This window comes from Mariniblastus fucicola (assembly GCF_008087665.1).
GTDB lineage: Bacteria > Planctomycetota > Planctomycetia > Pirellulales > Pirellulaceae > Mariniblastus > Mariniblastus fucicola.
In genome coordinates, this window is record NZ_CP042912.1 from 1388965 (window position 1) to 1412735 (window position 23771).

General features: G+C 54.4%; 23 protein-coding genes. 21 read left to right on the forward strand and 2 right to left on the reverse strand.

Features of this window, described 5'->3' with window-relative positions; translation table 11 throughout:
- The first annotated feature begins 269 nt into the window (after positions 1 to 269).
- The 18 genes from ispE (at position 270) to MFFC18_RS05105 (ending at position 17526) form a co-directional block, all read left to right on the forward strand.
- Positions 270 to 1208 (forward strand): 4-(cytidine 5'-diphospho)-2-C-methyl-D-erythritol kinase, encoded by a 939-nt coding sequence (gene ispE / locus MFFC18_RS05020; RefSeq protein WP_075081788.1) that lies wholly within the window; start codon positions 270 to 272, stop codon positions 1206 to 1208.
- A 12-nt stretch (positions 1209 to 1220) separates the two neighbouring features.
- Positions 1221 to 1868, forward strand: a complete 648-nt coding sequence (locus MFFC18_RS05025) for a SpoVG family protein (protein WP_075081787.1) — start codon at positions 1221 to 1223, stop codon at positions 1866 to 1868.
- A gap of 368 nt (positions 1869 to 2236) precedes the next feature.
- Complete coding sequence (locus MFFC18_RS05030; protein ID WP_075081786.1) at positions 2237 to 3547, forward strand: hypothetical protein; 1311 nt, start codon at positions 2237 to 2239, stop codon at positions 3545 to 3547.
- An 89-nt stretch (positions 3548 to 3636) separates the two neighbouring features.
- Positions 3637 to 3891 carry a 50S ribosomal protein L27 gene (gene rpmA, locus MFFC18_RS05035; RefSeq protein ID WP_075081785.1) on the forward strand — a complete coding sequence of 85 codons (255 nt, stop codon included), beginning with the start codon at positions 3637 to 3639 and terminating at the stop codon, positions 3889 to 3891.
- A 166-nt stretch (positions 3892 to 4057) separates the two neighbouring features.
- Positions 4058 to 5065 (forward strand): GTPase ObgE, encoded by a 1008-nt coding sequence (obgE, locus tag MFFC18_RS05040; protein WP_075081784.1) that lies wholly within the window; start codon positions 4058 to 4060, stop codon positions 5063 to 5065.
- Positions 5050 to 5805 carry a type III pantothenate kinase gene (locus tag MFFC18_RS05045; RefSeq protein ID WP_075081783.1) on the forward strand — a complete coding sequence of 252 codons (756 nt, stop codon included), beginning with the start codon at positions 5050 to 5052 and terminating at the stop codon, positions 5803 to 5805. The genes obgE and MFFC18_RS05045 overlap by 16 nt, the downstream gene beginning before the upstream one ends.
- Positions 5806 to 5807: 2 nt before the next feature.
- Positions 5808 to 6827, forward strand: a complete 1020-nt coding sequence (locus tag MFFC18_RS05050) for a GTPase (RefSeq protein WP_075081782.1) — start codon at positions 5808 to 5810, stop codon at positions 6825 to 6827.
- 59 nt (positions 6828 to 6886) lie between these two features.
- Positions 6887 to 7534 (forward strand): dTMP kinase, encoded by a 648-nt coding sequence (tmk, locus tag MFFC18_RS05055; RefSeq protein WP_075081781.1) that lies wholly within the window; start codon positions 6887 to 6889, stop codon positions 7532 to 7534.
- Positions 7506 to 8633, forward strand: a complete 1128-nt coding sequence (locus tag MFFC18_RS05060; protein ID WP_075081780.1) for a DNA polymerase III subunit — start codon at positions 7506 to 7508, stop codon at positions 8631 to 8633. Before tmk ends, MFFC18_RS05060 begins: the two co-directional genes overlap by 29 nt.
- Positions 8634 to 8720: 87 nt before the next feature.
- Positions 8721 to 9635 (forward strand): RDD family protein, encoded by a 915-nt coding sequence (locus MFFC18_RS05065; protein WP_075081779.1) that lies wholly within the window; start codon positions 8721 to 8723, stop codon positions 9633 to 9635.
- Complete coding sequence (locus MFFC18_RS05070) at positions 9632 to 10633, forward strand: stage II sporulation protein M (protein ID WP_075081778.1); 1002 nt, start codon at positions 9632 to 9634, stop codon at positions 10631 to 10633. Before MFFC18_RS05065 ends, MFFC18_RS05070 begins: the two co-directional genes overlap by 4 nt.
- A complete protein-coding gene (locus MFFC18_RS05075; RefSeq protein ID WP_075081777.1) occupies positions 10623 to 11519 on the forward strand; it encodes a hypothetical protein in 897 nt (298 codons plus the stop codon). The genes MFFC18_RS05070 and MFFC18_RS05075 overlap by 11 nt, the downstream gene beginning before the upstream one ends.
- A gap of 9 nt (positions 11520 to 11528) precedes the next feature.
- The gene (locus tag MFFC18_RS05080) at positions 11529 to 12437 is read left to right on the forward strand and encodes a hypothetical protein (protein WP_075081776.1); all 909 of its coding nucleotides are present in this window, start codon (positions 11529 to 11531) and stop codon (positions 12435 to 12437) included.
- Entirely contained in the window at positions 12434 to 13663 is a 1230-nt protein-coding gene (locus MFFC18_RS05085) for a DUF4350 domain-containing protein (protein WP_148618652.1), read from the forward strand. The genes MFFC18_RS05080 and MFFC18_RS05085 overlap by 4 nt, the downstream gene beginning before the upstream one ends.
- 207 nt (positions 13664 to 13870) lie before the next feature.
- Positions 13871 to 15037 (forward strand): AAA family ATPase, encoded by a 1167-nt coding sequence (locus MFFC18_RS05090; protein ID WP_087149586.1) that lies wholly within the window; start codon positions 13871 to 13873, stop codon positions 15035 to 15037.
- Positions 15038 to 15195: 158 nt separating this feature from the next.
- On the forward strand, positions 15196 to 15555 hold the full coding sequence (locus tag MFFC18_RS05095; RefSeq protein WP_075081774.1) for a hypothetical protein: 360 nt from the start codon (positions 15196 to 15198) through the stop codon (positions 15553 to 15555).
- Positions 15556 to 15712: 157 nt separating this feature from the next.
- The gene (locus MFFC18_RS05100) at positions 15713 to 16306 is read left to right on the forward strand and encodes an anthranilate synthase component II (protein ID WP_075081773.1); all 594 of its coding nucleotides are present in this window, start codon (positions 15713 to 15715) and stop codon (positions 16304 to 16306) included.
- Positions 16306 to 17526, forward strand: a complete 1221-nt coding sequence (locus MFFC18_RS05105; RefSeq protein WP_075081772.1) for a molybdopterin molybdotransferase MoeA — start codon at positions 16306 to 16308, stop codon at positions 17524 to 17526. The genes MFFC18_RS05100 and MFFC18_RS05105 overlap by 1 nt, the downstream gene beginning before the upstream one ends.
- Positions 17527 to 17538: 12 nt before the next feature.
- Here the strand turns inward: MFFC18_RS05105 and tal are convergent, their stop codons facing one another.
- Entirely contained in the window at positions 17539 to 18471 is a 933-nt protein-coding gene (tal, locus tag MFFC18_RS05110) for a transaldolase (RefSeq protein WP_075081972.1), read from the reverse strand.
- A 179-nt stretch (positions 18472 to 18650) separates the two neighbouring features.
- The gene (ychF, locus tag MFFC18_RS05115) at positions 18651 to 19739 is read right to left on the reverse strand and encodes a redox-regulated ATPase YchF (protein ID WP_075081771.1); all 1089 of its coding nucleotides are present in this window, start codon (positions 19737 to 19739) and stop codon (positions 18651 to 18653) included.
- A 219-nt stretch (positions 19740 to 19958) separates the two neighbouring features.
- Here ychF and MFFC18_RS05120 point away from each other — a divergent pair, with 219 nt between their 5' ends.
- The 3 genes from MFFC18_RS05120 (at position 19959) to lpdA (ending at position 23577) form a co-directional block, all read left to right on the forward strand.
- Positions 19959 to 20990, forward strand: coding sequence for an endonuclease/exonuclease/phosphatase family protein (locus MFFC18_RS05120; RefSeq protein WP_157664992.1), 1032 nt, complete (start codon positions 19959 to 19961; stop codon positions 20988 to 20990).
- A 312-nt stretch (positions 20991 to 21302) separates the two neighbouring features.
- Positions 21303 to 21917: a 30S ribosomal protein S4 gene (gene rpsD, locus MFFC18_RS05125; RefSeq protein WP_075081768.1), complete on the forward strand. Its 615-nt coding sequence runs from the start codon at positions 21303 to 21305 to the stop codon at positions 21915 to 21917.
- Positions 21918 to 22149: 232 nt separating this feature from the next.
- Positions 22150 to 23577, forward strand: a complete 1428-nt coding sequence (gene lpdA / locus MFFC18_RS05130) for a dihydrolipoyl dehydrogenase (RefSeq protein WP_075081767.1) — start codon at positions 22150 to 22152, stop codon at positions 23575 to 23577.
- Positions 23578 to 23771 lie beyond the last annotated feature (194 nt).

A 23771-nucleotide genomic window follows, 5' to 3' on the forward strand; every position in this document is an offset into this window, starting at 1 on the left:
ATGTGATCGTGCGAGTAAAAGTATGAACATGTGGTCGGCCAACACGATTATTTTTAACGTCTCGCGGCACAAGGGGGGAACAAGTCACACCGTCGCCAACTGGTCGCCAGAATTGCCCTATTTGAATTGTCTGCGTCGCAACAATGGTGTTCTTTACAAAACGCATTTTGTTTTCGACAAAACCAGCCAAATTTGATAAAGTGCATTCTGAAAGACACTGGAGGTGATCGGTATGAGAACACCAATTCGATCAACCTTTGTTGAACAACATGAAGATTCGGCACCTGGGCCAAGACGGCCGCTCAATCAGGATTGCGACTCCCGCCAAATTAAATCTGTTTTTTGAATTGCTGGGAAAGCGAGGCGATGGTTTCCATGAAGTTGAAACCGTTATGTCCACCGTGTCGTTGTTTGACGACCTCCAGTTTTCAGCTCGGGACGATGGGCTGCTGCGGTTAAGCATCTTTCAGGAAGGATGTACCGCAACGGAATCGATTCCGGATGACGATCGTAATTTGATATTGAAATCCATGTCGCGTCTTCGTGACCGTCATGGCTCAAAGGATCTTGGTTGCGATGTCTTTCTGCGGAAACGAATTCCGTCGGCCGCCGGGCTTGGTGGTGCGTCTGGCAATGCTGCTGGGGCACTTCTGGCAGCCAACTGGATCTGGAAGCTTGGGCTCACGCCTGAACAACTTGATTCGGCTGCGGCGGAAATCGGAAGCGATGTTCCTTTCTTTTTTCACGGTGGCTCGTGCCTCTGTACTGGAAGAGGGGAGGTGATTGAATCAAAGAACGTTCCGTCCGGAATGGCGATTGTCATTGCCAAACCCGACACGGGGCTTTCGACGGCTGCGGTGTATGGAAAATGTTCCGTTCCCCATCAGCCAAAAAATTCTGACGCCGTATTGCGGGAACTGCAAATGGGGCGTTGGAACAGAGTCGGGGAAAATTTGTTCAACCGGCTCGAAGAGTTTGCCATGTCGATGACTCCGGCGATTGGCAAACTGAAGGATACGTTTGACCGGCTCGATTGTGTCGGTCATCAGATGAGTGGAAGTGGATCTAGCTATTTCGGTATTTTCCGAAACGCTGCTGATGCTCATCGCGCCGCGAAAATTGCAACATTGGAAACTGGCAGCACGATTTTTGCCTGTTCGACATTGGGTCAGGAAGGGACTTTCCGGGCGTTGGTCGAAACAGGATAGCGGAGACTCAGGATGGAAATTACCGAAGTCAGAATCAAGCTCATGGAGTCGTCAGAAGATCGACTGCGAGGGTTTTGCAGTATCACTTTTGATTCGTGCTTCGTCGTGCGCGACTTGAAAATCATCGACGGCAACTCCGGGCCTTTCGTCGCCATGCCCAGCCGCAAGTTGACTTCGAATTGCAGCAAGTGCCACACCAAGAACCACATGCGCGCGAACTATTGCAACCAATGCGGGCAGAAACTGCGACACGCGCGGCCGCAACAGGGGCCTGACGGGCGAGCCAAGCTCTACGCCGACATCGCGCATCCGATCAACGCCAAATGCCGGGAGATGATTCAGAATCGAGTCATTGAAGAGCTGGAGAAAGAACAGCAGCTGTCGAGATCGCCCGGCTATCGGTCTCGCTATGACGAATCTTACGACAGCGGCCCCAACGTTACCGCGGATGAAATTGAGAAGGATAACTCCGGGAACGATGCGGCCAACGGCAGAAACGAGTCCGATTCCAAGCCAAAAACTCGTACTGATGCTGCTCACAGGGATCCGCCAAAGCCTCACGCGAAACCGGATCGACCGACCCGTCCGGCCGGCGAAGAAGACGATTCGGATGCGCCAAAGGGCCGCGACGGCGATTTCGGCGAAGGAATTTTCGACTGAACTGAAACCGCGAGTTCGACCGAAGACAGCGACGGAACCGTAACCAATGAGGGCGAGTCGCAGCGTTCGACGCGTCTGAACTCCTTGATTTCCCCGCGTTTTCGTGAATTGGCAGCCCGTGCGATCCCGTGCCCTGCCCTCGAAAACCCGATGGCCGTCCATCGCGACGTGGACTTGTCAGGGCTGTGACGATTGACTCGATTGGTTTCGGTCCGTTTTGGCGAAAATCAGGGGGGCAAGTTTGATCATTCTATCGATGGTAAGACTTTATTTTCTCCGCCATTTGACGCCGCAACTATACTTGATTCGCCGGCAGCTCTTAACACGGCGAACCTGTTTCAACTGACCATCGGAATTTGGGCAGCTCTATGCTAATCGCAAAATTCAACCGTATTCACACTCTGATTCTGGCCGTCGTGGCGATGCAATTTGCGTTCGCCAATCCGGCAGTTTCTCAGGACGCCGCTTCACGCAAAATCACTCACCGGAAACTGGCTCCCGGTGTCCTCATCGACATCCCCAGCCAGCTCGACGTACGGGACAGCTTCTCGTATCCAATGGCACTGCCGGGCGTTGATGCTGAGCAGTACGAACTGGAAACAGACTCGATCGAAGAAACGCTTTATGGAATGAGCCGCCGGGTTATCCTTTATCGCGACGTCTACCAATACGATTTTGCGTTTACAGGACTTCGCCAGATCCGCGTTCCGGTCACCGGCAGCGATGGCGTCGCACGAAGCAAAAACTACTGGTACATGATTTATCGCGTTCGCGACCTTGGCGAAACGCTGACTTATGATCAGGTCAAAAAGAGTCCTCAGCTAAATCAGGTTTCCTACGAACTGAAGAAAGGCGAGCCTGTTGCGGAGGAGAATCGCTTCTTTCTGCCGCGGTTTACGCTTGAGGGCTGGGTTTTCAATCCGAAAACAAAGCAGTACCAAAAAGTAGCTGTCCGCGACACCGTCAGTCCTTCCGTCGCTCGGGCGATTCGCATCCAGGAAGACCCGCGGATGCCGCTGCTCGATGGCATTCAGATGTCCAAGGTTGAGATCCCGAAGGTGAAAGCTGATTCCGACATCGGAGCCTGGGGCGTTGCAATCTGGGAAGACATCAATCCGAACATCGACTACGTCAGCGTTTTTGTTAATGGACTGACAAACGCGTACCGAATCAAACGCGGCGAAGACGGATCGGTTGGATTCGTTCGCAAGACGCTGCAATTAAATTTCTGGCGTCCGGGCGATGATTTCGAAGAAGAGAAAGACAACGTGCAGTTCGGAATTCCACTGGTAGATAGTGCCAAAGAGCAAGTTCTGATTACCCGTCGCTATGCATTGCCGGGACCGGTCATCCGGGCTTATGTCGACGACAAAATGGCGGACCGCAAAGTTTTGATCATGGAAACCGACGCCATGGTGAACATGAAGGACTTCAAATCCGCTCTGGTTCCGACTCTTAATAAAGGCAGTTTGCCGGACGTGATCGCCACAGCATTTGCAGACGCCGGGCAATCTGTCAGTCGGGATGTTGGCGTCGATATGCTGATCGACGGCAAAAAATGGGCTTTCAAGCAAGGGAAGCTGGATATCGAGCTAGTTCTCGAGCCTCAGTATTGGGAACCTGATTTTGAAGGCATTCGTTTCATTAAAAGCCTTGATTTCATGTGGATTTACCGATAGTATTTCCCGACTAAACCTATGTCGTCCGGGAAAAACCGGGGCATTGCAAGAATCAGAGTTCGAGATTTTAACCAAATTCAGGTAGAGAAATGGCTCATAAAAAGGGACAAGGTTCCAGCCGCAACGGTCGCGATTCAAACGCACAGCGTCGCGGAGTCAAAAAGTTCGGCGGTGAGTCGGTCGTTGCTGGCAATATCCTGATCCGTCAGGTTGGCAACAAATGGCATCCAGGAAAAGGCGTTGGCCAAGGCAAAGACTACACGCTGTTCGCGTTGGTCGATGGCAAGATCATGTTTGATCGCAAGGGGCGCCGCATCAATGTTGTTGCTCCGGAAACGGCGTAGCGCGAGAAGGCTGTTGCCTTCAATCGAATGAACATCAGGATGCCTTCTGGCATCCTTTTTTTATGCAAGCAACGATGTGCCAGCTCGCTGCGTCGTTTACTTGCACGGACCAGACGTCAAGTTTCACTCCTTATCTTTTCACACCGCGAACATTGTTCGCGATCTCATGTTTGTAGACCAAGTCCACGTAGAAGTTTCCGGCGGAAGAGGCGGCCACGGCTGTATCAGTTTCCGACGCGAGAAATATGTCCCACGCGGAGGTCCCGATGGTGGCGACGGCGGTGATGGAGGGAGTGTGATTCTGGTCGCCAAAGCTGGCGTCAACAGCTTGGTGGCTCTGGCCAACAAACATCACATCAAAGCCAGGAGTGGCAACAACGGGCAAGGCTCTGGTCGACACGGTGCCGGGGCGGACGACCTGGCCATTGAAGTTCCACCAGGCACGGTCGTGATGGATTCGACCAACGGTTTGGTGATCAAAGATCTTGCGGATGGCGAAACGGTTATCGCTGCTCGTGGTGGCAAAGGCGGGCGAGGCAACACCCGATTCAAATCATCGACCAACCAAGCGCCTCGGCAAGCGACCGAAGGGCAGCCTGGCGAAGTCCGTCAGCTTACGTTGGAACTCAAAGTCATCGCTGACGTCGGGCTGATCGGTTTGCCGAATGCCGGCAAGAGTACTTTGCTCAGTCGCGTCAGCGCCGCGCGGCCTGAAATTGCCGACTATCCGTTTACAACAAAGTACCCCAACCTTGGGATGGTCCAGTTGGATTTGGAGCGTACGTTTGTGATGGCCGATATTCCTGGTCTGATTGAAGGCGCCTCTGACGGTGTCGGGCTGGGGCATGACTTCCTGAAGCACATTGAACGGTCCGGACTGCTCGTGCATTTGGTCGAGCCGTTCCCGACCGATCAGACGGATCCCGTCGAGAATTGGAAATCTATCCGCAAGGAGTTGGCGCAGTACAGCGAATCGCTGGGACAGCGTCCCGAAATTCTGGTGATGTCAAAATGTGAGTTGCCCGAGTCGGATGCCGTTGCGGATGATTTGGCCGAGGCCTCTGGTGAGCAGGTGTACAAGATTTCGGCCGTGACCGGAAAAGGACTTCCGCCGCTTTTGAATCGGATCGTCACGCAGCTGAAAGAGGAACGTGGCGAATGCAAACAGTGGTAGCCGTCGACATCGGCAACAGCTCGATCAAGCTTGCAGTTGATCCGAAGGCGGTAGTCGTTGTTGTCGATGCATCGCTTCCTGACGAAGGTCGAGCTCAGCTGATATCCGATGCGACCCGGGATGTCGGTTCCCGATCGCAGTGGCTGGTCTGCAGCGTCGACAAAGTGCAAACCGAGTGGCTTGAAGCGTGGGTGTTGACCAACCGTCCGAACGACTCCTTCCATCTTGTCGCTGCCAATGAAATTTCTCTGGCCAGTCACGTTCGCGATCGTGAAGCTCTTGGTCGCGATCGACTGCTGGCGTCCTGGTATGCTGCCGACCAGGCCGGCGACGGGGCAAACGCGATTGTCGTCGACGCAGGAACTGCCGTCACGATCGATGTGGTTTTGCGCAACGAGCACCTCGGCGGACTCATCTTTCCAGGCACCGCAACATGTTTGAGTGCTGTTTCGTCTCAAACCGATGCGCTGCCCGATTTGGCGCAGCAGCCAGCACCAGAACTTCGCACCGAAGTCTCTCTTGGGTTGTCGACCGAGCCAGCGATTCTGCTGGGTGTTCATCAGTTGCAGCTGTTCGGAATCGTATCGATGGTCCGTTCGCTGGAGCAGCAATATCCTGACGCCGTTGTTTACTGTTGCGGCGGCGCATTCGCGTCCGTTCATGCATTGCTGCCCGAATCGTGGTCGTATCGTCAGCACTTTTTGATCGATGCAATTTTTCGCCTCAAGCAAAGTCTGTAGCGATGGCCGTTGAGTTTCATGAGCTAACCCACCACGGTCGCGGCGCGATTTCTGTCGTCGGCGTGCGCGGTGAAGGTTCGGATGGCGTCCTTGACTCCTGTTTTGCGCCAGTTTCCGGACAGTCATTTTCAGCGTTGAAGAATCGGCCAATCGTATACGGAATCTGGAATTCGACCGGAGAAGATCTGGTCGTCGTTCGCATCGGCAACGACGCTTTCGAAATTCAGTGCCACGGCAGCCTGGCGGCGGTTGATGCAATTGCCACCGATCTGGCGGCGGGCGGAGCAGTTCAGTCTTCCGATGCGGCAAGCTGGACGCTGGCTCGCAACGAACTCCAGGCAGAAGTCGCCAAAGCAATGGAATCCTGTTTGACTCAGCGAACCGCGAGGCATTTGCTGCAACAGTTTCAGTTGTGGGGAGAGGTCAATTTTAACGATCCTGAAATTGCTCGCGAAGCACTTCTGTTCACGACCTTTGGCGAAAAATTGACGTCACCGTGGCGCATCGTCCTTTGCGGTCGGCCCAACGTTGGCAAAAGCAGTCTGATCAATGTACTTTGCGGGTTCGAACGGGCGATCGTGCACGCGACAGCCGGGACGACGCGCGATCTGGTCAGCCAGCACACCGCGATCGATGGCTGGCCCGTCGAGCTAGTCGATTCCGCTGGTATAAGAGACGAGGGGAACGCTATCGAACAGGCCGGAATCGAGAAAGCCCGTCAGTTGATTGCGGATGCCGACCTCGTGATTCACGTCGTCGACGCAACGGACGACAGTTCATTCGATCCGCTGCTTAGCCAGCATCGAGCCGGTTTGGTTGTTGTCAACAAAGTCGACCTGTGCCAACAGCCTGCCGTTCCCCAAACAGATTGTCCGCGGATGTTGGTCTCTGCCGTAACGGGACTGGGGATGGACGATCTGCAAGCCGCGATTTCAAAAGCAATTGTTCCGGTAGTTCCCGGTGATGACCAACTGGTTCCTGTGTCGACAATGCAGCGACGTCGGCTTGAGCAGCTGGCGTAGCCGAAGGCATTCATCTGCTACAATGCCGGCAAGCAAAATTACTCTCAGCAACGCAAACCATGTTCTTTGTATTCGACGGCGCCGATGGCACCGGAAAAACTACACAACTCAACCGGCTCGCCGACTGGCTCAGTGAGCAAGGGCACGAAGTTGTCACTTGCAAAGATCCTGGCACGACCGAGCTTGGAGAACGGCTGCGCGAAATTTTGCTGTCCAAATCGGACACGCCGATCCACATGCGGAGCGAAATGATGCTGTTCACGACGGCTCGAACGCAGTTGGTTGAGCAAATCGTTCGCCCGGCATTGCAGGCAGGAAAAGTCGTCGTTCTCGACCGCTACGTTTTGTCGACGGTTGTCTATCAAGGCCACGCAGGCCCGCTCGATCCGACCGCGATCCGTCGCGTGAACGATTTTGCAACCGATGGACTGTGGCCGATTCGAACTTTCGTGTTGGACCTGCCAACGGAAATCGCGATGCAGCGGCTGGGGGATAGTCTCGATCGCATGGAGTCGCGCGGAATGGCTTACTTTGAAAAAGTTCGTGCCGGGTTTCTTGCTGAAGCGGAAGGCCAACCCGATATTTCCGTTATCGACGCAACAAGAACCGCGGACCAAATCGCCGAAGCGATTCGTACAATTGCTCAGTCGGTGATCGAGCAACAAACGGCAACTGGAAATGAAGCCGCTGCTGGAGGAGCGAACTGAAATGGCGTGGCAGCAGATTTTGGGACACGATAAGAACGTCGAGCGTTTTGCGGGCAGCCTGAAACGAAACCGGATGGCAAGCACATTCCTGTTCGTCGGTCCGGCGGGAGTTGGTAAACGAACGTTCGCACTGCAGTTGGCTCAAGGGCTGTTGTGCGAGAGCAACGCGGACGATTCGATTGACCCTTGTGATCAATGCCCGTCGTGCCAGCAAGTCATCGCATCAACCCACCCGGATCTGATTCAGGTTTCCCGGCCGCCAGGCAAGGCTTTCATCCCGGTTGAACTGTTCATCGGCGACAAGGAGCATCGTCGCCAACGCGGACTGTGTCATGACATTGGGCTGAAGCCGTTTTCTGGAAAACGCAAAGTTGCCATTATCGATGACGCGGACTTTCTGAACGTCGAAGGCGCCAACAGTTTGCTCAAGACTCTCGAAGAACCGCCGTCAGATTCGATTCTGATTCTGATTGGCACCAGCGAGCAGCAGCAGCTATCGACGATCGTCTCCAGGAGCCAGGTGATCCGTTTCGCACCTTTGTCCGAGGAGCACGTGGCGACGATTCTGGGCCGTATCCAATTGGAAACCGAAATTCCGATCGAACAGCTGGCTCCGGCGTCCGGTGGCAGCATTGAGCGAGCGAAGAAGTTAATTGAACCTGAGGTGCTGGAGTTCCGAAACAGCTTTCATCGCAAATTGGCGTCGCTTGATCCAGCCGCCAACGGCTATACAAAAGATATGCTCGGCTTCATCGATGGTGCCGGGAAAGACGCGTCGGCGAAACGTGATCGAGCCGTGCTTGCGGGTGATTTTGCGATCGAGTTCTACAGTCACTGGCTTGCCAGTTTAACCGGTGCCGATGCGAACACCTGCGACCCGTCGGTAAAATCGGCCATTGAAATGACGCCTGATACTTCTGACCACGACACCAATGAGATTGCTGTGCGGATCGCGCAGTGCATCGAAACAACGGTCATGATGCAGCGGAAAATCCGCTCTAACGTGTCATCTGCCAACGCTGTCGAAATGTGGCTGCGCGATTTGGGGCGGGCGTGTCGAGGCCAATTGGTCGACGCGGTCGACGATCTGGTGGTCTAGTTCTCTTCGGCTCTGTGGCGACCTTGCCGACGTTGGTGCCACAGGTCAGAATGGAGTTTTTATTGCTCTCCGGGAAATCCTTCTTGAATGAACGCCGCTCGTGATAAGCCAACTGATGATGCGGCGCTCGAGAACAGTGGAAGGGTGACCGACACAATGCTGCTGGTTGAGACGCCAGAGAAAATCGCGTTTCAGTATCAGCTGGTTGGACCATTTCGACGCGTCCTTGCGTACGGATTGGATCTGCTTTTCTCGCTCGTTGGATACACGATTGTCGTGATCTTTTTCGGGATCCTGCTCTCGATGCTGGCTGCGTACACGCAGGGCACATTGATTGGCTCGATCATCGGCGCGATCGGTCAGATCAGCGGCGCCATTATTTTGATCGGCTACTTTTTGGTGTACTGGTTTTACGGCGCCTTTATGGAAGCCAGATACAACGGCCAGACTTTGGGGAAGATGATCACCAAACACCGCGTTCTGTCGCACGACGGCCACGCCATCGATGTCGTGCAGGCGTTGCTGAGGAACTTTTTCCGTTTGCTAGACCTGTTCCCGGTCATTCCGTTTCCACTGATGAGCATGGTGGCTGGCGAAGATATCCCTCCTTTTGTTCCGACCGGACTGTTCGGGCTGGTAACGATGTCGCTAAGCGGGAACTTTCGCCGTCTGGGAGACCTGGTTGCCGGGACGATCGTTGTCGTCGACGAACGCAAATGGGTTCCCGAGTTGGCGTCGTTTACGGATCCAAGGGTGGAACAGTTGGCCGATGAGTTGCCTTCCGATTTCTCGCCGTCGCAAAGCATGTTGCGAGCATTGGCGGACTATGTCGATCGGCGTCGCTATCTCTCGCCGGAAACCAATCAGGATATGGCCAAAGGATTGGCGGTTCGAATGTTGAAAAAGTTTGGCTTACCGATGAACACAGACTACGACTTGCTGCTGTGCGCGATGTACTACAATGCGTTCATGCAGTTTCAGATGCAGGAAGGTGCAAAATGAAAGCTTCCAAACTGATTGAGCTTCGGCAGCCTTCGTGGTCGCGGTTGGAAAAACTCTGCGACGAATTCGGCAGTCGGTCTTCGAATAAAGTTCCAGCCAGAACGGTCAACGAGTTCGCAGCGCTTTATCGGAATGCCTGTGCGGATCTGGCGCTCGCCGAGTCCAGTCATCTGCCGCCGAATACGATTGAGTATTTGCATCAATTGGTCGCGCGAGCACACAATCAACTTTATCGCAGTCAGAAGTTTGATCGCAGCGTTTGGTACGAGCGAATTTTCGTCGATACTCCCAAGCTGATTTTCAACGATCCCTACGTGCATATCGCCGCAGTGATTTTCTGGGGATTGTTCCTGCTGGCCGGTTGGCTTTCGTGGGACAACACAGCCTGGCCGGGGTTCGCAGAACAGGTCGTCGGCGAAACGCAGTTGGAATCGATGGAGGAAATGTTCACGGGGTTCAACGGGCGGTCGTTTTCGCAGAACTCCTACATGTTCGGGTTCTACATTTTTAACAACGCCGGAATTGGATTGAAGTGTTTCGTGATGATGCTGTTCGTGCCCGCGGGCATGGTGACGTTGTGCTACAACGCGATCGTGCTGGGGACGAGTTTCGGATACATGTTCCGGCCCGATGTTGCCGAAGCGGGTGCCAATTTCAAGAATTTCGTTACCGCTCACGGACCGTTTGAGCTCACAGCGATCGTATTGTCGGCGGGCGCGGGTTTGAAGATCGGGCTGAGTTGGCTGGTCGCTCGCGGCGTCAATCGACTCGATTCGTTGATTCAGAATTCGAGAGAAGCGTTGCCGATTGCAATGTGTGCGGTCGCGCTATTCTGTATGGCGGCTTTGATCGAAGGATTTGTCTCGCCGACGTCCGATACCATTCTGCCGTGGTGGGCGAAAGGATTTGTGGCGACCGCGTCGTCGCTACTGTTGATGTTCTATTTGATCGTGTTGGGATATCCGCGGACCGATGACGAGGAATACGATGCAGCTTGATCGCACCTTCATCGGAATTCGGCAACGTTCAGCTCTGGAAGTCTGGGACCTGACGCTATTGGTGATCCGTCGATATTTCAGGCCGCTTTGCTGGTTGTTTCTGATCGGAGCGATTCCCTGGATGATCCTGAATCACCTGATGACCATGTGGATGGTCTCGGACGATTACTTTTCCGATCACGTTCAGTGGTTCTATTGGATCAATGCCTGCCTGGTCGTTTCGCAGGCTCAGGCCGGCACGTTTTGGATCGCCCACTACCTTGGGCAGGCGATGTTCAATCCGAATCCGCAAGCGATGGAAACAGTGTCGGCAGTTCGGAAATCCAAGCATCGTTTCTTTTTCGGTTGGCTGCACTTGGTGAACCGAATGGTGTTGCCGGCTTTGGGGCTGGTGGCAATTTTGTGGTTTTCAGAAGAAGACGAAGTCAACGCGCTGCTCGCCGCGTTTGTGCTGCCAATGCTTGTGTTTATCGGATTGGTTGTACGAGCCAGGACTCCGTATCTGAGCGAAATTTTGTTGCTGGAGGAGGCTCCGCGCAAGTCGGATTCGACGAGGGTGCAGTCTTATTCCTCGCGAAGCAAGAACTTGCTGGGAGCGCCGGGCGCTGACTTTTTCGTAAAGTTTTCGCTTGCTGCCATCGTGGGTGTCGGGCTTTCGTTGGCGATTTACGAGAGCTTTTGTTTGCTGGACAGCGTGTTGGGTTTACAGTCAATTGCCAGTTCCAATTTGAACTATATCTATTGGCAATTTTCGCTGTGGATCGCGGCCGCTATTGTCGCTGTGAACCGTTTTTTGTCATACATTGATCTTCGCATCCGCACCGAAGGTTGGGCTGTTCGCCTGAGACTGATGGCGGAAGAAAAAAGGATGGCGGCTGAGGCCTGATTGAAAACGATGCCTGAAGGAACCCGAAAATTTTCCTGGTTGATTGCTGCGATGTTGCTGTCGTCGCTTTTGCTGTGCGTTGCCGATTCCGGAATTGCGTCGGGTGCGCTGACGGCGGCGGGCATGACGGTCGAAGAAGACGAAGACTTCGAAGCGGCGTTCAAGACTTCAGATTTGCCATGGTATGACGCTGGCACTGAAGGACTCAAGTCATCGACGGCTCCCAACAGACCTGGCTCGATCGTTTCCAATCGCAATCGCATTCCGCCGCTGGTGGAAAAGAAAAAAGGGAAGCAGGTCAGCAAGCCATTGACGCCTCCGGTCGGCACGGGCGGCACTGGCACTGCGGCCGGTACCGTGGGGACGTCGTTCGTCTATGTCATCGGAATCGTGTTCGCCATCGTTTTGGTGGCTTTGCTGATTTACGGATTCCTGAAGCTCGAATCGGACGACACGGGCACAGAAAGCAATGCGAAAAAGCGACGGCAGATTCGTGATCACATCAAACATCTGCCATTTGAGATCGAAGAACAGGATGGCGATTTCGAAACTTTTGCCGAAAAATCATTTCGCGATGGAGACTACTCGAAAGCCGTCATCTATCTGTTTGCCGATTTGCTCGTCGCGATGAGTGAGTCGGGCGTCGTTCGATTGCAGCGCGGCAAAACGAATCGCCAGTACCTTAACGAAGTCTGGGATCATGGCGAAATTCGACCTTACTATCGTAAAGTGATGACGGCGTTTGAGGACGCTTTTTTTGGCAAGCATGTGATTGAGAGACGGCGAGCCGAAGTTTGTTTTTCAGAACGCCCGGCATTCAACGCAGCGTTGGAGAAAATTAAACAGCAGAAGTTTGCCGCTATGCAAGGCGCTTCGATGTTGGCTCAGCCGAAAGTCGGCATGGAGGGGACGTCTTGATCGCTCTCCGCGCACAATCGCTCCGATTGGCAGTTTCCTTTTGCATTCTCACTAGCCTTGTGTTGACGACAGGATGTTTCGATTTCGGCACGGATTTCACGTATGGCAAAGCGGCAGATCAGAGCGTCAATGGCGTGTCTGTTTTCGCCAACCTGCTGCGTGAGCGCGGGCACACAGTGTCGCGGAAACGTCGGCTGACGAAACGCATCGACAGATTCGATACGATCGTCTGGGCCCCCGACAACTCTGCTCTTCCACCCGAAAACGTTGTGGCCTGGTTAGAAAAGTGGCTGGGCAAGGGTTCGCCAAAAGTTCTGGTTTTCGTGGGGCGATCGTACGATGCCAAACTGGACTACTATCGTGGAAAATTCGAATCCGCGTCGCCGAGGGATCGTGAAGGCTGGCAGCGAGAGCTGGCTGAGCAGATTATGCACAGCCGCGAATACAATTTCGATTGGCGTTTCAATTCAAGTGATGACGCGACTGCGTTCTGGTTTGATGAAGTAGACGATGAGGACGCGAAGCCATTGGATCCGTCGAAACTTGGTGGACCGTGGGCGGCAGGGATCGATCCGCAGGCTGTGCATTTGGACTGCGAACGATTGCTGAAGCCAGTTGAAGACTATAACGAGGAAGACGCGGTTCCCGAGTTTGCAATCAGTGTCGATTCAGAGGAATCTGAGTATGACGAATACGATTATTGGGCCGAAGATTTTCGGGAAAACGAGATCGTCGTGAAAGATTTGCTGACGGTGGATGGTGAGCCATTCGCGTTCGAGATTTCGACCTATGTCAATCCGAATCGCAAAGTGATCATCATTGGCAACGGTTCCTTCCTGCTAAACTATCCACTGATGCATGCTGAGCATCGAAAGCTGGCTTCGAAGGTGGCGGACGAAATCGTCGGGGACGTCGTGTTTCTGGAATCTGACTACCGCTGGCCAAGAGTCGGCGGTTCAGCGAACGACCCTGCGCTACATTGGTCCTGGGTGGGGCGAGCACCAATGAACTATATCGTGCCGCACTTTCTATTTTGGGGAGTGCTGTACTGCTTCGTTTTCTTTCCAAACTTTGGAAGGCCAAAGCGAATCCAATTCCATCCTCCGAAAGCGTTCCGCAGTCACGTGACTGCGGTCGCGGCGATCCTCAGGCGATCAAAAGAAAAGAATTGGGCTCGGCAAATGGTCGACATGTGGCTCAAGCGAACCAACAAAACCAAAAACTGATATCGAATTTAACGCTGTACCGATAACTCTATGAACGCAAATTCTCCTGACACAACGATTGAGTTCGATTGTCCCGCCTGCCAGTCGCGTCTGCGGGTTCCGTCTTCGCTGGCGGGTCAAAATGCCAAATGCCCAAAGTGCGGCCAGATTGCATTGGTGCCGTCTGTCAGCCCAGGTGATTCCGCACCGGCAGCGGCACCAGAAAATATGTCATCGAGTGCCGCGGCGCCCGTTGCTGCTGTTCCGGCGCAGTCGATTGGTCCAACAGTGAATCCGCCTGAGCCGACGGTTATTGAAGGCGCCGGAATTTTGCTGCCGGCCGACCCCGATGCTCCGGTGCATGCATTGGACGACGCGCCAGAAAATCAAACTTCGATTGTCGACATGCCGCGTGAGCCCGTCGTTGGGCGCGATACGGAAACAAGGCAGCTGTTCGAGTCAATTTGTGACCAGATCAGCAAAGTCTTCGTCGGACAACGTGAGCTTGTTGAAGGGACTTTGGTCGCACTGTTTTCCGGTGGCCACGTTCTGATCGAGAGCGTTCCGGGGCTGGGTAAGACTCTGTTCGTAAGAACGCTGGGGAAAATTCTGGGCTGCGACTTTGGTCGCATTCAGTTCACGGCGGACTTGATGCCATCCGACATCACCGGGGCTCCGATCTTCGATATGAAAACGCAGGAGTTTCGTTTTCGTCCCGGCCCGGTTTTTACTCAATTGCTACTGGCTGACGAAATTAATCGCTCGCCTGCGAAAACGCATGCGGCGCTGTTGGAAACAATGCAGGAACGACGCGTCACCGTTGATGGGCAGACTCACGATCTCGATTTGCCATTCTTGGTGGTCGCGACTCAGAACCCGATCGAGTCGGAGGGGACGTACAACCTGCCGGAAGCTCAGCTAGACAGATTTTTGTTCAAGCTTCGTGCAGACTATCCGTCCGAAGAGCAGGAAGCAAAAATTCTGATGATGCACGGAGATCAGGTCGACCTGACGAAGAAACTGAACGACGAAGTCGAGACAATCTCCTCGCCGGAACAGATTCTCCGCGTCACCGACGAGAGCAGCAGGGTTCGTGTCGAGCCCGTGCTGGTGAACTACATCAACCGGATCGTTCGCTTGACCCGGCAATGGCCGCAGTTCTATATGGGTGCGTCGCCGCGTGCCGGTATTGGATTGATGCAAGCCGCCCGAACGCTGGCTGCGTTTTACGGTCGCGACTACGCGGTGCCGGACGATGTCGTTCAGCTCGCACTTCCGACGCTGCGACATCGGGTCATGCTAACGGCGGAGGCCGAAGTCGAAGGCCAGCAAGTCGATGATTTGCTTCGCGAGCTGATTCGCCGTGTGGAAGTGCCTCGAATCGAAGCTTCCTGATAGCGAAACCTGGCTTACTGGCCGTCTTTCGGTGCAAATCGTTGCCATTGAGGCCAGATCCGTCGATACAATAGAAATCGCGAAAACTCGTACGGACATTGCGTGTTCAAAGCAGTGTCCATAAAAAGTCACTCCACTCCATCCGAGGGTCAGCTGTTATGAGTATCAAAAACATTGCCGGAATCGCTGTTTTGGTTGTCGTTGTCGCTTTCGCCATTCAGCTGGTGCAGCAGCGCAACGTTCAGGCTCGCCAAACGTCCACCAAGGCAGCCACGCAGACTGTGCAAGCAATCGAATACGCGATCCTTGAAGTCGATGCTGACGGAAGCAACGTGACGTGGCTGATCGGCGGCAACGATCGTGTCTACACTGAGTCGGTCAAGTCGACGTATCGACGGCTTGGCGGAAGAGGCCAGGGCTCGTTTTCAGATTTGCTGAACCAGATTGGATCCGATGGCTGGAGCCTGAACCAGAAAGACGACAGCATCTGGATTTTCTCGCGACTCGCTCAACAGTAGTCTCACGGCTCTCTGAAGGTCCGTCTGTTTCGGGCGGACACGGCGCCGCGTTTCGCAACGACGTTGCTTTGCTTGCAGCTACTACCCTGGTTGCGGCCTGAGGTTGAGCTACATCCAGCCGCCATTGCTTTTTCCCACCACGCAAATTTTCCACACCATGATCCTGCTCATCGATAACTACGATTCGTTTACTTACAACCTCGTGCAACGATTAGGCGAGATCGACGCCGAACTGGACTTGCGCGTCGTCCGCAACGACAAAGCCACCGTTGATGAGCTGGCAGCGATGAATCCCAGTCACCTCATCATCTCGCCAGGGCCATGCACTCCCAATGAAGCCGGCGTTTCAGTCGACTGTGTTTCTGCGTTTCATGGCAAAGTTCCGTTGCTGGGCGTTTGTCTTGGCCACCAGTCGATTGGTCAGGGCACGGGAGGAACCATCGTGCGAGCCGACCGATTGATGCACGGCAAGACCGACGATATTCATCACGACGGAACGGGTTTGTTCGCGGGTCTGCCGAACCCGATGGTGGCCACGCGTTATCACTCGTTGGTTATCAAGCCCGATACGCTTTCGGACGAATTCGAAATCAACGCCTGGACGTTTGCTCCTTCGGGAGAAAAAGAAATCATGGGCATTCGCCATCGGGAACATCCGACGTTTGGATTGCAGTTTCATCCCGAGAGCTTTCTGACGGTCAACGGAACGGACTTGTTGAAGAATTTTCTTGAAACAGGCGTGTGCGTTTGATGGTTTCCGTCGAAGAGGCACTGCGGCTGATTTCGCAAAACGTTTCTGCACTTTCTATCGAAACCGTCGCACTCGAGAAAGCCGTCGGCCGGGTTCTTGCGGCTGAAATTCTTGCCGATCGCGACTCTCCGCCGTGGCGAAAATCGATGATGGATGGATTCGCCGTTCGCTCCAGTGACATCAACTCTGGAACGAAGAATCTGACCATCGTCGAAACGGTAATGGCCGGCGGTGCTCCGAAGAAAGTGGTCGAATCGGGACAGGCAACGCGAATCATGACAGGGGCTCCGGTGCCCGAAGGCGCGGACGCAATCGTAATGATCGAGCATTGCCAGTTTGAAGAAGGGTCGGATCGGGTTGTCATCGAAGCTGAATCTGTCGCGACCGGGAAACATCTAATGGAAGCCGCCGCGAACTTTGCCCGAAGGGAGCGGATTTTTGCTGCCGGCCGGAAAGTTCGAGCCGTGGACGTCGGATTGTTGGCGGAAGTCGGTGCCGTTGAACTGTCCGTTTTCAAACAGCCGACGGTGGCAGTGCTTCCTACAGGCGACGAACTGGTTAGCCCAGACGAGACTCCTCGAGGCCCACAGATACGAAACAGCAACGGGCCGATGCTGATCGCCATGCTTGGCGAAATGGACATCGCCGCGACGGACTTGGGTATCGGCCACGACAATCGCGAGGCAATGCAGTCGAAACTGAAACAGGGCCTTGAGCACGATTTGTTGCTGCTTTCCGGCGGCGTTTCAGCCGGTACGCTGGACCTTGTCCCTTCTTTGCTCAAAGAGCTGGGAGTCAAAGAAGTTTTCCACAAGGTAAAAGTCAAACCCGGCAAGCCGATATTTTTCGGCGTCCACGATCGCAAGAACGGCTCACGCGGTTATGTTTTTGGCCTGCCTGGCAATCCGGTTAGCAGCCTGGTTGGATTTCGGCTGTTCGTCACCGTAGCGTTGTCGATTTTGACGGGGAAATCAAACGCGATCGAAACCAGTCCGCAACTGGCGAAAATTTCCTGTGACCATGAAACACGAGGCGATCGGCCGACCTGGTGGCCGGCGAGGCGTTTGCCAAGTCCGGACAGCCATATGATCGTCCAGCCACTCGTTTGGAACGGCTCTTCCGACTTGTTGGCACTCGGGAAAGCCGAAGGGCTGATCGAATTTCCGGCTCAGGGAAAAATCCACAAAGCCGGATCCGAGTTTCCATTTTGGGAGCTGTAGTCGCCAGCGACGTTAGCCCAAGTAGCCCGCGATCAACTCTTCCAGTTTGACGATGTCAGCCGAGAACTTGCGAATGCCTTCGGCGGTTTTTTCCGTCGCCATGGCGTCTTCGTTCATCAGGAAGCGGAACGAATTCTCGTCGCAGTCAACTTTCGCGATGTCCATCGAAGCCGACTTTGCCGCGTCGAGTTTCTGCTCGATCGAGTCCTCGCTATTTTGAAGTTGCTCAAGAAGTTTTGGGCTGATCGTCAGCAAATCGCAACCGGCAAGCTCAATGATCTGACCAGTGTTGCGAAAGCTCGCACCCATGACTTCCGTCTCGTGGCCGAACTTTTTGTAGTAGTGAAAAATCTCGGTGACCGACTGCACTCCAGGGTCTTCGGCGCCGACGTACTCCTTGCCAGTGTCCTTCTTGTACCAGTCGTAAATGCGACCGACGAAAGGCGAAACCAGTTTGATGTTGCCCTCCGCACACGCGACGGCCTGAACCAGTGAAAACATCAGCGTCAGGTTGCAGTTAATGGATTCTTTCTGCAGCACCTCAGCCGCGCGAATGCCTTCCCAGGTCGAAGCGATCTTGATCAGAACTCGCTCCCGCGGTGTGCCGGATTTTTCGTAAAGCGCAATCAGTTCGCGGGCCTTGTCGATCGTTCCCTGAGTGTTGAAAGAAAGCCGAGCGTCGGTTTCGGTCGAGACACGCCCCGGGACGATTTTCAGGATCTCGTTGCCGAACGCGATGAGCACCTGATCGATCGCAGCGTCCACATTGGAAGCCCCGCTGATAGCTTCCTTGACAAGGGTTTCGTACTTCGAATCGTTGACCGCAGCGAGAATCAGCGACGGATTCGTTGTCGCGTCCTGCGGCTGGTACTCGGCCATGGACTGGAAATCGCCTGTGTCGGCAACGACTTTGGTGAACTGTTTGAGTTGATCGAGCTGGTTCATTTTGGTTTTCGGTTTTCTGTGTAAGACTTTCGGGCCGATGCGATGAGTTGATTGTAACATCCGGTTTCACAGCGGTGGCATAGGCTTCCAGGCTGTGATTGCATTCGCGCTTCACTCGTCCACAGGCTGGAAGCCTATGCCACCTAACGTGCTGGAAACCAGAGCGATCGCTGGCGTGTTTAGTTGCACAAGAAGTGACAGATGTCGCCGTCTTGCACGATGTAGGCCTTGCCTTCGACGCGAAGTTTCCCCGCGTTCTTGATCTCGTTCTCGCTGCCGTGTTCGACCAGATCATCCAGTGTGAAAACGTTGACGCGGATGAACGTCTTTTCGAAGTCCGTGTGAATCACGCCGGCAGCTTGTGGAGCAGCCGTTCCAACCGGAACCGTCCAGGCACGGACTTCTTTCTCGCCGGCAGTGAAATAGCTTTGCAAGCCAAGCGTGCGATACGCTTCACGGGCCAACACGTTCAGGGCTGGTTCCTTCAACCCGTAAGCGTCCAGCATCTCGCCGCGATCTTCTGCCGGAACTTCTGCCAGTTCGGATTCGATGCTCGCGCAAACCGCCACGAAACCCGCCCCAACGCCAGCCGCATACTCGCGAACTTTCGTGGCCAATTCCGAGGTGCCCTCGACGTCGTCCTCGGAAACGTTCGCCACATAGAGCAACGGCTTGAGCGTCATCAGTCCGAAACTGCGGATGCATTTCTCTTCCGGTTCCGTCAGCTCCAGCTTTCTCAGCGGCGTTTCGGATTCCAGATGAGCAAGGCACTTGTCGATCACAGCCAGCCGTTCGATCGCTTCCTTGTTTCCGCTTCGCGCCGTCTTGCCGGCTTTCTGCTGAGCCGATTGCAGCGACTCGATATCAGCCAACATCAGTTCCATTTCGATCGTTTCAATATCCGCCATCGGATCGACTTGGCCGCTAACATGGATCACGTCGGGATCTTCGAAGCAGCGGACGACTTGCAGGATCGCGTCGACGGCTCGGATGTGGCTGAGGAATTTGTTGCCCAGGCCTTCGCCCTCACTGGCGCCTTTCACGATGCCCGCGATATCGACCAGCTTGACGACCGCCGGGATGACTTTTTGAGGCGTGATGTACGTCGTGATTTTGTCCAGCCGATCGTCCGGGACCGTGATCACGCCTTCGTTTGGCTCGATCGTGCAGAACGGATAGTTCTCACTGGCAGCGGACTTGGACTCAGTGAGTGCATTAAAAAGCGTGCTTTTGCCGACGTTTGGCAAACCGACGATTCCGGCTTCCATTTTAGAGACTCAGGTTTGGGTGATTGGACAAGCTGGAATGTTAGCGAAAACCTTGCCTTCGTTCCAGCGGATGGCTGATATCGAACGCGCCCGGTCTGGTGAAAGCTATCCAACGTAGAACTTCTGCGCGTACGCTGATTGGGATATGATAGCGTACGTTGGGGCTACGTTTGAGTTTGTTTGGATCTGCCGCAAATGCCCAGCCTTCAAGAGTCTCCCGTGAATGACGAACAAAATGGAATTCAAAAACACAGACTCATTCGTTGGGTTGGGCGGCGAATCCTCAGTACATCAGCTGCCGCGTTGACTATTGTTGTCGTCACAACGTTGGCCGGTTTTTTCGCGCGGCACCACTGGCTTGCCGACCTGTACACTAACCTGCGGATGCAGCAGGTTATCGGATTGATCGGCGTGGGAACTATTCTTGCGATCGGTCGTCATTGGAAATGGGTTGTCATAGCGTTCGTCACGCTCTGTGTTCATGTTCCGTGGTTCGCTTCCGCCCTGGTGCCGGAGCGTCCCACCGTTGGCGATGTTCCGGATGGTCAACGTGAATTGGTTGTCATGACGTTGAATGTTCTGACTTCGAACCGGCAACACGATAAAGTCCTCCAGCAGATAGAGACTGCCAGTCCGGACGTATTCACGATCCTCGAGCTTGGAACTCCGCTGCACGAGCGATTGGAAGATGGGCTGTCCTCGACTTATCCGTACCGGACCACGCTGCCACAAGACGGAGGCAATTTTGGTATTGGCCTCTATTCGAAACATCCGCTGACGGATGTTGACAGCTTTTCGACGAACATAGATAGCATCCTGTCGATCGGAGCGACGGTGACGGTCGAATCTGCTGCGTACCGTATTATCGCGACTCACCCTTTACCGCCGATCGGCCGCGATGGGTTCCAGTCGCGAAACGAACATCTGCAGATGTTGGGGGATCGAGTCGCTGGACTTCGCCGCGGCAACGGTAGCGTGCCTGTTGTCGTGATGGGCGACCTGAACCTTACGCCATGGTCGCCGCTGTTTGGTGATTTCGAATCCCGGTCGGGGTTGAAGCTGGCCCAAAGTGGCCAGGGGATCATTCCGACCTGGTATGCGAAGCCAAAGCCAATATTCCCGTTCGGGCTGGTTCTGGACCATGTTCTGCTGAGCGATGATCTGCAATGTGTTCGCCGCGAGGTCGGTGGGGACGTCGGCTCCGATCACAGAGCCGTAATTGTCACATTTGCGAACCGAAACACCAAATAGTCGACTTGTAGCGGGCTAGGCACTGTTTGACAAATAGATTTTCATGTCGTCAACGGGGCCAAACAGTGCCTGGATCGCCCCTGCGATTCGTCTGCCCATCGGGGGCATCAGCTCTGCTTTTTCCCGGAAAAAGCCCTTGCAAAACTGGCGTTTTCCGCGATATTGTCCGATCTTTGAAACTTGGCCTCGCTCGGTGAACTCCGGTGTCGAGAGCCAGACTGACGCAGAGCTGGGCTATGGCCCGAAATTGCCGGGACGTCCCGGAAAGCTTTCGCCAGAAATTCACCAACCGCTCACGAAGGAGCATTGAAGATGGCACGTTATACAGGGCCCAAGGGCCGCATCAACCGTCGTTTGCAAACGGCAATCTACGAATCCGCTGGAGCACTCAAGGCTCTGGACAAGCGTGGCAACCAGCCTCCTGGTATGCACACTCGCTTCCGTCGTCCGTCCAACTATGGACAGGCTTTGATGGAAAAGCAAAAGATCAAGCACTATTACGGATTGGGCGAACGCCAACTGCGTCGCTATTTCGATAAAGCGACTCGCCAAAAAGGTAACACCGGTGCGAACCTGTTGATGCTCTGTGAGAAGCGTATCGACAACGTTATCCGCATGGTTGGTCTGTGCAAGACGCGTCCTCAAGCCCGTCAAGGTGTGGCTCACGGTCACTTCCTGGTCAACGGAGCCAAAATGGACCGTCCTTCGTATCAGGTTCGTCCTGGCGATGTGATTAGCATCCGCCCAAAAGGTAACTTGCTGCGTTACTACCAAACGGTTCGCGAATCTGGCGTTGAGGGCGAAGGCATCGATTGGGTTTCTTTCGATACCGAAAAACTGACCGCAACGGTTCAGGGTGCTCCTTCGGCCGAAGACATTTCGCTTCCAGTAGACGCCAACACGGTCGTCGAATTCCTGTCGCGTTAATAACGTCAGCAGAATCATCGAACGTCGCGTTCAGGTTCTGACAAACATCGCCCTTCCGCCCTTCCAGGCGGGAGGGTCAGCGTTTTTACGCTGGGAGGGCACATCAGCAACAGCCCTCAACTATCAAATAACCCGAAGTGGCCGAAGTCGCAGCAACCTGCACCTCGCATACGCTTCGGGTTATGATTTTGTACGGCGGTAACCTTGCCGCTTCAACTTTCAGGAAAATCAAATGCAAACTCAACTGGTCGTAATCGGTGGCGGTCCTGGTGGCTACGCGGCAGCTTTCCTCGCAGCAGACGAAGGCATGGAAGTGGTCATCGTCGAGGCCGACGTTCGGCTCGGCGGAACCTGTTTGATCCGCGGATGCATTCCGTCCAAAGCCCTGTTGCATGTGGCTCGCGTCCTTTCGGAGACCGCTGAGCTGGAACACGATTGGGGCGTCAGTTTTGGCACGCCGCAGATTGAGCTGGAGAAACTTCGCGATCGCAAAAACCGCGTCGTCGACACGCTCACCGGCGGACTCGATGGACTTGCCAAGCAACGCAAGGTCACCGTTGTGCAGGCTCGAGCCAAGTTTGTGAACTCAACGACGATTGAGCTTGAAGGCGATCACGAATCGATTCCGGAAGGCAAGCAGATTACCTTTGAGCACGCAATTATCGCGACAGGTAGCGTGCCGGCGATGCCTGGAGCTTTCAATCTTGGCTCCGATCGCGTGATGGATTCGACGGGTGCTTTGAATCTGGCCGACATCCCGGAATCGATGTTGGTCATCGGCGGCGGATACATCGGCCTGGAAATGGGAACCGTTTACGCGAACCTTGGAACACAAGTCAGCGTGGTCGAATTGCAGGATGGGTTGCTGATGGGCGCCGATCGCGATTTGGTTCGTCCGTTGGAAAAGCACCTCAAAGTTCTGTTCAACGAACGGATCTTCCTGGAAACGAAAGTCGGTTCGCTGTCTCTCGATGGCGACAAAGTTCAGGTGACGTTTGAGGGCCCGAAGAAGTTTGGCACCGAGTCCTACGATCGCGTCTTGGTTTCGGTTGGGCGTTGGCCAAACACAAAGAACCTTGGCCTTGAAAATACATCTGTTCAGACGGACGAAAAAGGCTTCGTCAAGCACGATGGATCGCTGCGGACTGACGACGCAAATATCTTTGTGATCGGCGACGCGGCTGGCGAACCAATGCTGGCTCACAAAGCCAACCACGAGGGTCGTCACGCGATTGAGGTCATTCTCGGTCATGCGACAACGTTCGACCGACGCACGATTCCTGCGGTCGTCTTCACCGATCCGGAAATCGCATGGACAGGACTGACGGTAGAAGAAGCGAAGGCTCAAAACGTTCCGCACGAAGTCGTGAAGTATCCGTGGGCTGCCAGCGGTCGTGCTCAGGCGATCGGCCGCACCGAAGGGGTGACGAAATGGCTGGTCGATCCTGAAAGCGAACAGGTTATTGGCTGTGGCATCGTTGGCCCGGGGGCTGGTGAGCTGATCGCCGAAGCCGCGTTGGCGATCGAGATGGGCTGCGAAGTCCGCGACATCTCCGAGACGATTCACGCGCATCCGACGCTTAGCGAAACGATGATGAACGCTGCGGAAGTATTCTACGGCACCGCGACCGAGATCTATCGCCCAAAGCGTAAGAAGTAACTGACAAAAGATGGCATGGGTTCCAACCTGTGATTGCATTGGGGTTCGAGGGGTGGCATAGGCTTCCAGCCTGTGATTGCATTGGGTTCCAAAGTTGACATCCGCCTCAAAGCTTTAACCGCAACGTCCGCTTCGGCACGTTGTTGCTGTCTCGCCTTTCCGCCCGTGATCACATCCGATACCCTATTCCCGTC